The 13,686-nt window shown below is 64.2% G+C and carries 14 protein-coding genes; 10 read left to right on the plus strand and 4 right to left on the minus strand.

Annotated features, from left to right (window positions below; genetic code table 11):
• Position 1: 1 nt before the first annotated feature.
• Positions 2–388 (minus strand): hypothetical protein, encoded by a 387-nt coding sequence (locus EZV60_RS03615; protein ID WP_245306197.1) that lies wholly within the window; start codon positions 386–388, stop codon positions 2–4.
• Positions 389–521: 133 nt separating this feature from the next.
• Between EZV60_RS03615 and EZV60_RS03620 the strand changes: the two genes are divergently transcribed.
• The 7 genes from EZV60_RS03620 (at position 522) to EZV60_RS03650 (ending at position 7,130) form a co-directional block, all read left to right on the plus strand.
• Complete coding sequence (locus EZV60_RS03620; protein WP_135502267.1) at positions 522–1,961, plus strand: FAD-linked oxidase C-terminal domain-containing protein; 1,440 nt, start codon at positions 522–524, stop codon at positions 1,959–1,961.
• A gap of 51 nt (positions 1,962–2,012) precedes the next feature.
• On the plus strand, positions 2,013–3,146 hold the full coding sequence (glcE, locus tag EZV60_RS03625) for a glycolate oxidase subunit GlcE (RefSeq protein WP_135502966.1): 1,134 nt from the start codon (positions 2,013–2,015) through the stop codon (positions 3,144–3,146).
• Positions 3,143–3,511, plus strand: coding sequence for a hypothetical protein (locus EZV60_RS03630; protein ID WP_135502269.1), 369 nt, complete (start codon positions 3,143–3,145; stop codon positions 3,509–3,511). The genes glcE and EZV60_RS03630 overlap by 4 nt, the downstream gene beginning before the upstream one ends.
• A complete protein-coding gene (gene glcF / locus EZV60_RS03635; protein ID WP_135502270.1) occupies positions 3,508–4,806 on the plus strand; it encodes a glycolate oxidase subunit GlcF in 1,299 nt (432 codons plus the stop codon). The genes EZV60_RS03630 and glcF overlap by 4 nt, the downstream gene beginning before the upstream one ends.
• Before the next feature lie 59 nt (positions 4,807–4,865).
• Complete coding sequence (locus EZV60_RS03640) at positions 4,866–5,696, plus strand: trypsin-like serine peptidase (protein WP_135502272.1); 831 nt, start codon at positions 4,866–4,868, stop codon at positions 5,694–5,696.
• Positions 5,693–6,511, plus strand: a complete 819-nt coding sequence (locus tag EZV60_RS03645) for a trypsin-like serine peptidase (RefSeq protein ID WP_245306198.1) — start codon at positions 5,693–5,695, stop codon at positions 6,509–6,511. Before EZV60_RS03640 ends, EZV60_RS03645 begins: the two co-directional genes overlap by 4 nt.
• Before the next feature lie 151 nt (positions 6,512–6,662).
• Positions 6,663–7,130: an Hsp20 family protein gene (locus EZV60_RS03650; RefSeq protein WP_135502274.1), complete on the plus strand. Its 468-nt coding sequence runs from the start codon at positions 6,663–6,665 to the stop codon at positions 7,128–7,130.
• Between the two features lie 86 nt (positions 7,131–7,216).
• Here the strand turns inward: EZV60_RS03650 and EZV60_RS03655 are convergent, their stop codons facing one another.
• Complete coding sequence (locus tag EZV60_RS03655) at positions 7,217–8,692, minus strand: NAD-dependent succinate-semialdehyde dehydrogenase (RefSeq protein WP_135502276.1); 1,476 nt, start codon at positions 8,690–8,692, stop codon at positions 7,217–7,219.
• Between the two features lie 81 nt (positions 8,693–8,773).
• Here EZV60_RS03655 and EZV60_RS03660 point away from each other — a divergent pair, with 81 nt between their 5' ends.
• Positions 8,774–9,568: an alpha/beta hydrolase gene (locus tag EZV60_RS03660; RefSeq protein ID WP_135502278.1), complete on the plus strand. Its 795-nt coding sequence runs from the start codon at positions 8,774–8,776 to the stop codon at positions 9,566–9,568.
• An 8-nt stretch (positions 9,569–9,576) separates the two neighbouring features.
• Here the strand turns inward: EZV60_RS03660 and EZV60_RS03665 are convergent, their stop codons facing one another.
• Positions 9,577–10,569: a P1 family peptidase gene (locus EZV60_RS03665; RefSeq protein ID WP_135502280.1), complete on the minus strand. Its 993-nt coding sequence runs from the start codon at positions 10,567–10,569 to the stop codon at positions 9,577–9,579.
• 159 nt (positions 10,570–10,728) lie between these two features.
• Here EZV60_RS03665 and EZV60_RS03670 point away from each other — a divergent pair, with 159 nt between their 5' ends.
• The gene (locus tag EZV60_RS03670) at positions 10,729–11,964 is read left to right on the plus strand and encodes an aminopeptidase P family protein (protein ID WP_135502282.1); all 1,236 of its coding nucleotides are present in this window, start codon (positions 10,729–10,731) and stop codon (positions 11,962–11,964) included.
• A gap of 222 nt (positions 11,965–12,186) precedes the next feature.
• On the opposite strand, the gene EZV60_RS03675 is transcribed toward EZV60_RS03670, so the two are convergent.
• On the minus strand, positions 12,187–13,002 hold the full coding sequence (locus tag EZV60_RS03675) for a cyclase family protein (protein WP_135502284.1): 816 nt from the start codon (positions 13,000–13,002) through the stop codon (positions 12,187–12,189).
• A gap of 108 nt (positions 13,003–13,110) precedes the next feature.
• On the opposite strand from EZV60_RS03675, the gene EZV60_RS03680 reads away from it, so the two are divergent.
• Positions 13,111–13,686, plus strand: coding sequence for a DUF1523 family protein (locus EZV60_RS03680; RefSeq protein ID WP_135502286.1), 576 nt, complete (start codon positions 13,111–13,113; stop codon positions 13,684–13,686).

Below are 13,686 nucleotides of genomic sequence, written 5' to 3' on the forward strand. Positions count from 1 at the left end.
GTCAGGGCCGCAACGCGACGGCGGTTTTCTGCCCGGCCCAGCCCTCTTCCGAGCAACGTCCGCGCAGGAATATCTCACGCGTGCCATCAGGAATCACCACACCGCTAAGCGACCGGGTGAATGGCTGCTCTTCGACATGCGGATGCATAAGCTTGCGAAAGCCGAGACGGTTTCCGGCACTGTCCAGAACCTCCCAGCCATCGGCGAAATGGTCCCATCCCGTATCGGGATGCCGCATCGTCACATGCACGTTCCAGACCATGCCGACCTTTTCGACCGTGACATCCTCGATCACCGGGCTTTCGCAAAGCGCCGGGGGCGCCAGCAAAAGGCAGATCCCGAAGATCAACTGTTTCGTCACACCGGTCATGTCGGTTAGTATAACCATGGCCGCGCGAAAGAGGAGTCACGAAGGTGTGTCGCGCGGTCCGGAGGGATGGGCCGGGTGCGACGGCATGGCCCGCTTGTCGGAAAGTCGAATTGGTTATATTCCTTGACCAATCTCGCGGGAGGAGCCGCCCATGGAAATGCCAGTACCAAATCCCACGATCCTCAGCCGCAAGGCGAAGCTGATCGAGAAGCTTGAGTCGGTGCTGCCCAAGGATGCGGTCATCCATGACCCGTCCGAAACCCGCGCCTATGAGTGCGACGGGCTGACCGCCTACAAGTGCCCGCCGCTGGCCGTGGTCCTGCCTGCATCCACCAAGGAAGTGTCCGACGCGCTGCGCATCTGCCACGAGATGGGCGTGCCGGTGGTGCCACGCGGCGCGGGCACCTCGCTTGCCGGGGGCGCCCTGCCGACAGAAGACAGCGTGATCCTCGGCGTTGCCAAGCTCACCGATGTGCTGGAAACCGATTACGACAACCGTTTCATCCGGGTGCAAACCGGCCGCACGAATCTGAGCGTCACGGGTGCTGTGGAAGAAGACGGCTTTTTCTATGCGCCCGACCCGTCGAGCCAGTTGGCCTGCGCCATCGCGGGCAATATCGCGATGAATTCGGGCGGGGCGCATTGTCTGAAATACGGCGTGACCACCAACAATCTGCTCGGCGTGACCATGGTGCTGATGGACGGAACGGTGACGGAAATCGGCGGGGCGTTCCTCGATGCGGAAGGGCTCGACATCCTCGGGCTGATCTGCGGCTCGGAAGGCCAGCTTGGCGTGGTGACCGAAGCCACCTTGCGCATCCTGCATAAGCCCGAGGGCGCGCGGCCCGTGCTGATGGGCTTCGACTCTTCCGAGGTGGCGGGCCAGTGCGTGTCGGATATCATCAAGGCAGGCGTGCTGCCCGTGGCGATCGAGTTCATGGATCGCCCCTGCATCCGCGCGACCGAGAATTTCTGTGGCGCGGGTTACCCCGATTGCGAGGCTCTGCTGATCGTTGAGGTCGAAGGCTCGGACGCGGAGATCGACGAACAGCTGGAAACGATCATCGAGATCGCCGAAAGCCACAACCCCGTTGCCCTACGGCAGTCGAGCAGCGACGACGAGAGCAAGCGCATCTGGCTGGGCCGCAAATCGGCCTTCGGCGCGATGGGCAAAATCAATGATTACATGTGCCTCGACGGCACGATCCCGGTGAGCCAGCTGCCTTATGTGCTCAAGCGCACCGGGGAGCTGTCCAAGGAATACGGGCTGGACGTGGCCAACGTGTTCCATGCGGGCGACGGAAACATGCATCCGCTTATATTGTTCAACGCCAACGAACCCGGAGAGCTTGAGACCTGCGAGGCGCTTGGTGCCGAGATCCTGAAACTCTGCGTCGAGGTGGGCGGCTGCCTGACCGGCGAGCATGGCGTGGGCATCGAAAAGCGTGACCTGATGCTGCATCAGTACGACCCCGCGGATCTGGAGATTCAGATGGCGGTGAAGGATGTGTTCGATCCCGGCTGGCTTCTGAACCCTGCCAAGGTCTTCCCCCTGCAATCGAGCGACGCGCGCCGGATCGCGGCGGAGTGATGGCGGGGGCGTCCCCCCGGAGCCCGGAGTAGTATCGACCCCATGAAAGCCCTGACCCCCAAGACCGAGGCCGAGCTGGCCGAGATGGTGGCGCAAGCTAACGGCCCGATGCGCATCATTGGCGGCGGCACCCGGCCCATCGGCAAGCAAAGCGACGGCACGGTCCTTTCGACGTCAAAGCTGAGCGGCGTGGAGCTTTACGAGCCGGGCGCGCTGACACTGGTGGCGAAGGCCGGCACGCCCGTGGCCAAGGTGGAAAAGACGCTGGCCAAGGAAGGCCAGCGACTCGCCTTCGAGCCGATGGACCATCGCGGCCTTCTGGGCACCAAAGGAGAGCCAACGATCGGCGGCGTCTTCGCCGCGAACGTGTCCGGCCCGCGGCGTATCCAGACCGGCGCGGCGCGCGACTTTCTTCTGGGCGTGCGCTTTGTCGACGGCACGGGACAGGTCCTGCGCAACGGCGGACGGGTCATGAAGAACGTGACGGGCTACGACCTCGTGAAGCTGATGGCGGGCAGCTACGGCACGCTTGGTGTGATGACAGAGGTTTCTCTAAAGGTGCTGCCGAAGTCGCGGCATACCGGCGTGCTTTTGATGGAGGGTCTGGACGACGCCGACGCGGTCAAGGCTCTGTCGCGCACGCTGGCCTCGCCCTTCGAGGTGACCGGGGCTGCCCACCTTCAGAAGGGGCGGGATGACGCACCGGTCACGATGATCCGCATCGAGGGCTTCGAAAATTCCGTCGCCTATCGCGCGGAGGCGCTGCAAAAGATCCTCGCGCCCTTCGGCGCCGCAACGCTTGAGACAGACGAGGCCAAGACCACTGCCGGCTGGCGCTATGTCCGGGACGTAGAGCCGTTTCACGACACGGCCGGCGATGTCTGGCGCATCTCGGTCAAGCCATCCGATGCACCGGGCCTTGTAGCGCAGATCGACGGGGCCGAGGCGATCTATGACTGGGGCGGCGGGCTGATCTGGCTTCTGGTGCCAGAGGGAACGAAAGGCGCAGCCATCCGTGAGGCGATGAAGGACACGCCCGGCCATGCGACCCTGATCCGGGGCGATGCGGGCGCGGGCGCGTTTCAGCCGCTCAGCCCCGCCATGGCCGCGCTGCAAGACGGGCTGCGCGCCCGGTTCGATCCCAAGGGCCTGTTCAATCCTGGCCTTATGGATCGCGCCGCATGATCTATCTGCCGGCCTTTCTGCTGTGCTTCGTGGCAGGTCCCGCGATTTTCTGGCTGACGGCCCGGCTCAGATCCTCACGCGGGCGTTTCGCCGCGCTCTGGACGCTGTGCGTCGCGATGATCTGTGCGGCACTTCTGGCCCGCTACGCCCTAGTTCCGGCCTATCCCGACAGTGTCCTGCCGGGGCTCGCCGCGCTGGGGTCGCTCTGGCTGGCCTGGGTTCTGGTGCTTGCCCTTGCAGTGCTGGCCGTGCGCGCGCGTCCGCTTCCCTTTGCCCTGCATCGCACGGCTTTCGCGCTGGGTGCCGTAGGCACTACCCTGCCCTGGTTCGGGCTTTATGCCGCTGACATGGTGACCAAAAGATGAAAACCGAATTTACCGAAACCCAATTGCGCGACCCGGCCTTTCAGCGGTCGAACGAGATCCTGCGCACCTGCGTGCATTGCGGCTTTTGCACCGCGACCTGCCCCACCTATCAGGTGCTTGGCGATGAACTCGACAGCCCGCGGGGTCGGATCTACCTCATCAAGGACATGCTGGAAAACGAGCGCAAGCCGGATGAGAAGACGGTCAAGCATATCGACCGCTGCCTGAGCTGCCTGGCCTGCATGACGACCTGCCCTTCGGGCGTGCATTACATGCATCTTGTTGATCATGCACGGGAATATATCGAAGAAAATTACGACAGGCCGCTGACCGACCGCGCCCTGCGCTGGGTTCTGGCGCGGATCCTGCCCTATCCGACGCGCTTTCGCCTGGCCCTTCTGGGCGCCAAGATCGGGCGGCCCTTCGCCCGGCTGATGCCCGACGCACGGCTGCGCGCGATGCTGGAAATGGCGCCAAAGGAAATTCCGCCTGTCAGCCGCAATGACGACCCGCAGACCTTCCCGGCCAAGGGCGAGATGAAAAAGCGCGTCGCGCTGATGACCGGCTGCGCGCAAAAGGCGCTTAACACCGATATCAACGATGCGACCATCCGCCTGCTGACGCGCCTCGGCTGTGAAGTCGTCGTTGCAGAGGGCGCAGGCTGCTGCGGCGCGCTCACGCATCACATGGGCAAAACCGACGAAAGCCACGGCACCGCCGCCAAGAATATCCGCGCCTGGGCGCGCGAGATGGACGGCAAAGGGCTCGATGCGATCGTGATCAACACTTCGGGCTGCGGCACGACGGTCAAGGATTACGGCCACATGTTCCGCACCGATGCCAAGCTGGCCGCCGACGCCGCGCGGGTGTCAGAACGGGCGATGGATGTCTCGGAACTTCTGATGCAGCTCGACGTGCCCGAGGGCGCGGGCAAGGACCTGCGCGTCGCCTATCACGCCGCATGCTCGCTGCAGCACGGCCAGCAGATCAAGACGCATCCCAAGACCCTGCTGAAATCCGCGGGGTTCGAGGTGGTAGAGCCCGCGGATAGCCATCTCTGCTGCGGCTCGGCCGGCACCTATAACCTGATGCAGCCGAAAATCTCGAAGGAACTCAAGTCGCGCAAGCTCAAAACCCTGATGGACAAGACCCCCGACGTGATCGCCACGGGCAATATCGGCTGCATGATGCAGCTCGGCTCCGGCGCGGGTGTGCCGGTGGTCCACACGGTCGAGTTGCTGGACTGGGCGACCGGCGGCCCCAAGCCCCGCGCCATGGTTAAGAACGCGGCCTGAGCGCCCTATTTTCGCCTAAATGAAAAGGTACCTCTTCGGCAAATCGAACGGGGTCTATTTTGCATCGTCTTCTGACAGCCATTCTGTTGGGGCTCTGCCTCGCCGGCCCGCTTCAGGCGCAGCCAGCGGACGGGGACGCGGAACTACAACGTCTGGATACCGGCGACTCCGGTCGCCACTGGGAAGGCGTGGGCCGGATCGATATCGGCGGCGGGCGCGGGTTCTGCACCGGCGCGCTGATTGAGCCGAACATCGTTCTCACCGCCGCGCATTGCCTCTTTGACCGCACGTCCGGAGAGCAGATCGACGTCACCGAGCTGGAATTCCTCGCCGGCTGGCGCAACGGGCGCGCCTCGGCCTATCGCTGGGTCCGGCGTGCCGTGGTGCATCCGCACTACGACTTTTCGACCCAGCTTCAGGCCGAGCGGGTGCGCAACGACGTGGCGCTTCTGGAGCTGCATCAGCCCATCGCCAAAAGCCGCGTGATCCCCTTCGTCACCCATAGCCAGCCCGAAGAGGGCGACAAGATCGGCCTTGTCAGCTATGCGCGGGGCCGCTCCGAAGCCGCCTCGCTGCAGGAGATGTGCCAGGTTCTGGCCAGTCAGCAGGGCGTGCTCGTGATGTCCTGCGACGTCGATTTCGGATCTTCCGGCGCGCCGGTCTTTTCATTCAAGGACGGCATACCGCGCGTCGTTTCGGTCGTCTCCGCGATGGCAGAGATCGAGGGCGAGAAAGTATCGCTCGGCACCCAGCTCGAAGAGCCGCTGAAACTGATGCGCGCGCTGTTAGGCAAGAACGAGCATTTCAGGCGCGTCGAACGGGATGGCCTCTTTCCCGCCGATGGGCGCCGGGACACCGGCGCGAAATTCGTAAAGACTGGACGTCAATGACCCTGAACAGAATGTTGCAATCCCTGATCGGCACGCTAATGGCCTGCTTTGTCGCGGTACCGGCGCTGACCGATACGCTCTTTCGTCTCGACGACCGGGCCGAGCTTCTCGGGTGGGAGGCAGTGGGCCGGGTCGATATCGGCGATAGCGGCTTTTGCACCGGCGTTCTGATCGCGCCGCACCTCGTGCTGACCGCCGCGCATTGCGTGCACGACGCGCGCGGCGCCTTGCACGTCGGCGACGACATGACCTTTCGCGCCGGGCTGCGAGACAACGTCAGCATCGCCGAAAGATCCGTCAGCCGCGTGGCCGTTCTTGACGCCTACGACCCCTTCGAAGGCATGAGCGCGGAGAACGTGCGCAGCGACGCCGCCCTGCTGGAATTGAGCATACCGGTACCGACAGCGGTGGCCGCGCCATTCGCGCTGCACAGCGGCCCGGCGGTCGATCAAAAGGTTAGCGTGGTTTCCTACGGCCACGACCGCGACGAGGCACTGTCATGGCAACGCGAATGCGGCGTTCTGGGACAGGGCCGGGGTCTGATTTCCTTTGATTGCGACGTGACCTTCGGATCTTCCGGCGCGCCGGTGTTCGAATTGTCGGGCCGCCGGGCGCGGATCCTGTCCCTGGTCGTGGGCGGCGCCAAGACGGAAACCGGCGGAACCGTCGCCTACGGCATGGAACTGCCAGAGGTCGTCGCCGAACTGAAGCGTAATCTGCGCGTCATGCCGCAGACAGGCAGCGCAACTGGGTTCAAACGGGCGCGCGTGGGCCAGGGCGGCAACGCGTCAGGCGCCAAATTCGCCCGTCCCTGACCGGCACGAAACGCGTTTCAGAGGTCTTGAAACCCGCAAATCCGCTTCCCACATTTCCTATGCCCCGGCGCCGCGTGGCGGGCCGGGCTGTTCCGCCTGTCCCTCATGGGAAGGCAACATGACATCAGGTATCGCTCAACGGAGGATAACCATGCGAAACTTTGATCTTGCCCCGCTTTACCGGGCCACCGTGGGTTTTGACCAGATCGCCGATATGATGGACCGTGTCCTGTCGGCAGACGTCAATCACCCGACCTATCCGCCTTACAACATCGAAAAGACCGCCGACGACGCCTATCGCATCTCGATCGCCGTCGCAGGTTTTGCCGCCGAAGACCTGACCGTCGAGGTCCGCGAAGGCGCGCTGATCGTGTCGGCCAAGAAAGCCGATGAAGACAACGAGCGGACGTATCTGCATCGCGGCATCGCGACCCGCGCGTTCGAGCGCAAGTTCCAGCTGGCCGATCACGTCCGCGTCGAGGGCGCGACCCATGCCGACGGCATGCTGCATATCGACCTCGTGCGCGAAGTGCCCGAAGCCCTCAAGCCGCGCCGGATTGAGATTGCGAGCGGCAGCCAGACCCGCAAGGACGTGCTGGACCACCAGTCGGTGAACTAAGCCCCGCGCGCATGCCTTAAGTGGCACGAAAAAGCCCCGCCGATCGTCCGGATCGGCGGGGCTTTTTTTGTGAAAAGCGGCCTCTATCAGACGCTGAGGCAGACGTATTTCATCTCGAGGTAATCCTCGATCCCGTGATGGCTGCCCTCGCGGCCAAGGCCAGATTGCTTGACGCCACCAAAGGGTGCGACCTCGGTCGAGATGATGCCGGTGTTCACACCGACGATCCCGTATTCCAGCGCCTCGGCCACTTTATAGACCCGGCTCAGATCCTTGGCGTAGAAATAGCTGGCAAGCCCGAAGATCGTGTCGTTCGCCATGGCGATCACGTCATCCACGTCCTCGAACTTGAACAAGGGCGCCAGCGGGCCAAAGGTTTCGTCCTTGCTGACCACCATGTCCTGCGTGACACCGGTCAGGATCGTCGGCGGCAGGAAATGCCCCTGGCCTTCCATCGGCTCCCCATCGCCGAGGATCACCTCGGCGCCCTTCGCCTTGGCGTCGGCCACATGCTCCTTCACCTTCTCGATGGCGTCCGCATTGATCAGCGGGCCAAGCTGCGTGCCTTCCTCAAGCCCGTCGCCGATCTTCATCTTGGAGACAGCCTCTTTCAGCTTTTCGGCGAAAGCGTCATAGACCCCGGCCTGCACATAGATCCGGTTGGCACAGACACAGGTCTGCCCGTTGTTGCGGAACTTGCAAAGGATCGCGCCTTCCACGGCCGCATCCAGATCGGCATCGTCGAACACGATAAAGGGCGCGTTGCCGCCCAGCTCCATCGAGCATTTCATCACCTGGTCGGCCGCCTGCCGCAGCAGGATGCGCCCCACCTCGGTTGAACCGGTGAAGGTCAGCTTGCGCACCGCAGGGTTCTCGCAGAACTCCTTGCCCACATCCGAGGACCGCGACGAGGTCACGATGTTGAACACGCCCGCAGGAATACCCGCCCGCTCGGCCAAAACGCCCATCGCGGTCGCCGACAGCGGCGTCTCGGCGGCAGGACGGCCCACGAACGCACAGCCCGCCGCCAGAGCCGGGCCTGCCTTGCGGGTGATCATCGCGTTGGGGAAATTCCACGGCGTGATCGAGGCGGCCACACCGATGGGCTGCTTGATCACCATGATGCGCTTGTCGCGCTGGTGGCCCGGGATCATCTCGCCATAGATCCGCTTGGCCTCTTCGGCGAAGAACTCGATGAACCCCGCGCCATAGCCGATCTCACCCTTTGCCTCGGCATGGGGCTTGCCCTGCTCGGCGGTCAGGATGGTAGCCAGATCGTCGGCATTTTCCATCATCAGGTCGAAGAACTTGCGCAGAACGCCGGCGCGCTCCTTGCCGGTCCACTTGGCCCACTCCTTCTGCGCCGCTTCGGCCTTGGCGATGGCTTGCGCCACCTGATCGCGGCTCAGGTCGGCCACATGCGCGATCACGTCGCCGCGCGCGGGGTTGGTGACCGGGAATGTGCTCTCGCCGTCAATCCACTCTCCGCCGACATAGGCCTTTTCGGCCAGAAGCGAGGGGTCTTTCAGAAGCGACTTGAGGTCGGTTGTCGTATCCAGCATGGGATCCTCCAATTATTCGTCTCGTGCTGCCAAACCATCTGAGGCAATCTTTGTCCAGTACCATAAGAAAGGACCAGATGCATGAAGCTGGATCGCGCCTATGCCAATCACCTCGCCGTCCCCGACGCCGACGGCTATCCGCCCCGCTGGTCCGAAAAAGCGGCCGGTTTCCGTGAAAAGCTGGTCGGGGAAGGCCGCGCCGAGCTGGGGCTCAGCTATGGCCCGACCGCGCGGCAGGCCTATGACCTGTTCCTGCCCGAAGGCCCGTCGCAAGGCGTCGTGATCTTCGTGCATGGCGGCTACTGGCGGCGATTCGACCGCTCCTTCTGGTCGCATCTGGCCGCCGGGCCTCTGGCGCGCGGCTGGTCGGTGGCTATGCCCTCCTACGATCTTTGCCCGGAGGTGCGCATCGCCGACATCACCCGTCAGATCGCCCGCGCGGTCGAGGCCATCGCGGCGCACGTGCCCGGCCCCGTCGCTCTGGCGGGTCATTCGGCGGGCGGACATCTCGTGGCCCGGATGCTCGCGCCCGGCATGCTGTCCGAGGCCACCGGCGCGCGTCTTACCCGCGTGACGCCGATTTCACCCGTCTCCGACCTGCGCCCGCTGCTCGAAACGTCGATGAACGCCGAGTTTTTCCACATGGACATTGAGGACGCCACGGCGGAAAGCCCGGCCTTGGTGCAGGATCGCCCCCCGGTGCCGGTCACCGTCTGGGTCGGGGCCGACGAACTGCCGGCCTTCCTCGATCAGGCCCGCTGGCTGGCCGAGGCCTGGTCCTGCCCGCTCCATCTTGAGGCCGGAACGCATCATTTCGATGTGATCGACGGGCTGGCGGACCCAGACAGCGCACTTGTCGCCGACATCCTTCCGTAGGCCGTGCTTCAGCGCGGCCCGAACCGCGCCTGCCAAGTGGGCAACGCATCGCCCTCCTGCGCACGCGCCTCATAGACCCCCCGCGCCACGGCGCGGGCCATGCAGATTGCGGCGGCATGGCCCAGGTCCACCAGACCGGCCAGATCCGGCGTATCGCGTTCCCCGGTCGCGGCGGCAAAGATCAGATCGCCATCCATTGCCGTGTGCGACGGAAAGAGCGCCCGGGCGAACCCGTCATGCGCCGCCGTGGCAAGCCTTGTGCACTGCGCCTGAGTGAGGCGCGCATCCGTCGCCACGATCCCAATCGTCGTGCTCTCATGCTGGCCCAGCTTGGTCACGGGCATACCTGCGCCGACACGCGCGCCCACTCCCTGCCCGCCGAACTCGTCCTCCATTTCCCATGGACCGGCCCAGAATTGCGGCCCACCCTCGACCACGGCGGACCCTACCGCATTCACCGCCACCAGCGCGCCCACCGTCGCGCCGCTTTCCAAAACGACAGAGGCCGAGCCCAGCCCACCCTTGAGGTCCGCCGTCAGCGCGCCCGTCCCCGCCCCGGCCGAGCCGAGCGCGAAATCCTCGCACCGGGCGGCAAGCGCCGCAGCACCCAGCCTCTTGTAAGGGTTTTCTCCCCAGTCTTTCTCGCCCCCGTTCAGCAGATCAAAAAGGATCGCCCCAGGCACGATGGGAACGCGCTGGTCGCCCACGGCGAACCCGCGCCCTTGGGCCCGAAGCGCATCCGCCACACCCGACGCGGCATCCAGCCCGAAGGCCGAGCCGCCCGCCAGCACCAGCGTGTCGACCTCCTCCACCAGCTTGTCGGCCGCCAGAAGATCCGTCTCGCGCGTCCCCGGCGCGCCGCCCATCACATGCACACCCGCCGTGAACGGTGCCGCGCCCACCAGTACGCTCACACCGCTTTTCAGCCGCGCGTCGTCGGCATTGCCAACCAGCAGCCCGCTCACATCGGTGATCAGATTTCGTGCGCCTTGCCGCCACATGGTCGCTTCCCCGCCTTGCCTGTCGCAAACCACCTTGCCAGATCGCCCCGACTAGGCCAAGAAAGCCGAAGGCCCGGGCGATGGCGTCGCCCTCTATGACCGGCCCGTTTCCAACAGTCCTGAACGCCGGGACCTTTCTTTGCGAAGGAGGGTCTGAAAATGACTGCGCAAGCTCCCATCACCGCCGCCACCGCGCGGCCCGAATTCTACCGCTTCCACAATGGCGAAAAGGCCCCGCTGCCCTTTGCCGCGTCCGAGTATGACGCCCGCCTGAACGGCCTGCGCGCCATCATGGCGCAACACGGCCTTGACGCCGTCGTGCTCAGTTCGATGCACAACATCGCCTATTACTCGGGCTTTCTGTACTGTTCCTTCGGGCGGCCCTACGGCCTTGTCGTGACCGCCACTGACAGCGTCACGATCTCGGCGGGGATCGACGCAGGCCAGCCGTGGCGGCGCTGTCACGGTGACAACATCACCTACACGGACTGGGCGCGCGACAATTACTGGCGCGCGATCCGCCACCTGACCGGTGAGGGCGCGAAGATCGGCTATGAGGGCGATCACCTGACGCTGATGCAGAAGGCTAAACTCGACAGCTTCCTTGCGCCTACCGCGACCCTTGACATCGCTGCCGACGCGATGGTCCAGCGTATGGAAAAATCCCCCGCTGAGATCGAGATGATCCGCAAATGCTGCAAGATCGCCGATGTGGGCGGCTACGCCATCCGCGACGCAGTAAAAGTGGGCGCGCGCGAGATCGACATCGCCATGGCGGGCCGCGACGCGATGGAGCTGGAGATCGCCCGCGTCTTTCCCGATGCCGAATACCGCGACACCTGGGTCTGGTTCCAGTCCGGGCTCAACACCGACGGCGCGCATAACCCCGTCACCGCAAGGCAGGTGGAGACGGGCGATATCCTGTCGCTCAACACCTTCCCGATGGTCTCGGGCTATTACGTGGCGCTGGAACGCACGATGTTCGCCGGCCACTGCGATGACGCCTCGCTCAAGCTCTGGCAGGCCAATGTGGACACCCACGAATACGGCATGTCGCTGCTGAAACCGGGCGTCACCTGCGCCGAGGTCACGCACAAGATCAACGCCTTCTTGGCGGAGCGTGATCTGCTGCAATACCGCACCTTCGGCTACGGCCACAGCTTCGGCATCCTCTCGCATTACTATGGCCGCGAGGCGGGGCTCGAGCTGCGCGAGGATATCGACACGGTGCTCAAGCCCGGCATGGTCATCTCGATGGAACCGATGCTGACCCTGCCCGAGGGCCAGCCGGGCGCGGGCGGCTACCGCGAGCATGACGTGCTGATCATCACCGACGATGGCGCCGAGGACATAACCGGCTATCCCTACGGCCCGGAGACGAATGTCGTCGGGTAAAATGAAGGAGCCCCCACAGACGGCTGTGGGGGCTTAAGTAAGTCCAAGCCGCGCGATTGCCAGACCGCGGGATGGCGACCTGACAGTAGTTCAGATCACTTTATCGCTGCTGTTCCGCAAAACCTCTGATCGAAGCGCAAACGTCACCCAATCGCCAGCCCGTTCGAGCGGTCTGGCGATCGCGCGGCGGCCTGCGGCCTTGGGTCCGCGCGGGAAAGCCTCTCACACCATCGCAAAGATCCGGGCCGGCCCCCCGGTGCCGCCCTTGTGCTTGGGCGCGCCGATCACGACGGTGGCCCCACTGGCCGGCACCTTGTCAAGATTGGCGATGTTCTCGATCCCGAACCGCCCGGTGGGCAACCACGCGTAATGCGTCGCAAAATCCGCCGACGGCCCATGATCAAGCGACAGCGTGTCCGAGGCAATCGACATCGCGCCCGTCTCTTCGAGAAGCATCTGCGTCGCCTCCACATGAAAGCCCGGGAAATGCATCACCTCGCCGTCGAACCCCCGGAACGCGTCCGTGCCAGTCTTCGCGCCCCAGCCCGAATGCAGCGCCACGCAGGCATTGTCGGGAATATCGCCGTGGCTCGCCATCCAGGCCTTGAGATCCTCGGGCGTTACCTGCGCATCGGCGTTCTCCTCGGCCTTCGCGGCGATGTCGATCACGCATAGGGGCGCCACCAGCGTGCCCACCGGGATCTCGTCCACCGACATGCCGTCCGCCGAAAAATGCAGCGGCGCATCCACATGCGTGCCGGTATGCTCGTTCACGCTCAGCTCCAGCAGGTTGAAGCCATTGTCGGCGAAGTTGAACTTTTGTTCCCGCGAAATCCCCGGCGCGCCGAAATAGGTGGGAAAGCTTTCATCATAGGCATGGGTCAGATCCTCGACCATCCCATGCCCGGCGGCCAGAGCGGGCGGCGCGCTGAAAGAGCCCACCGCGGCCGCGGCTCCGGCTGCGGCACTGACCCCGAAAAACTGGCGCCGCGACAGCATCCTGTCCTTCACCGCTTGCATCACGCAGATATCACACATTATCTCGGCTCCTGTTGGTTGTGTTTGCGTCCTGGACGCAGGATAACATGATCACACCGCATGGCGTCCCAAATTCGACCGACGCCGCCGCGAAAGGAGCGATCGGATATGTATTATTTCAAGCTGGGCTTCTGGGCCGTGGTCTGGATCCTGATCGCCGCCTTCCTGCATTACACCCTGCCCCAGACAGATATCGCGCGGATCACCGATACATATGAAAAGCGCATGGATTTCGGTGACAATGCGCTTTTCTGGGCCGGGGCGGATACCGGCAACAACGCCACCCTGCAAAACCGCGACGTGCAGTTCATCCAGTCGATCCTCGCCAAGGGCGGACCGATGGTCTACCGCAACGAAGATACCGGCTGGGGCTGGCCGCCTTATTTCAAATTCGACACCGCCAATCTTCAGGCCGAGGCGAATGACCTGCGCTCGACCGCCGACAGCCCCAACTGGGTGGCGATCAAGCATTACGGCTGGCGCAACGAGTTCTTCACGATCTTTCCCAACGCGATCAGCGTCCGCTCGATCGAGGGGCCCGATGTGACGATCATCCCGTGGTTCAACATCATCTTTCTGACGCTGCTCTTTGCCGCCTTCTGGGCGATCCGCGTGCGCTGGCGCCGGTTCCGCCGCCGGCGCATTGACCCCACCTTGGATGAATGGACAGACGGCTGGGGCTGA

It is taken from the genome of Roseovarius aestuariivivens, from assembly GCF_004761875.1.
In the GTDB taxonomy this organism is placed as follows: domain Bacteria; phylum Pseudomonadota; class Alphaproteobacteria; order Rhodobacterales; family Rhodobacteraceae; genus Roseovarius; species Roseovarius aestuariivivens.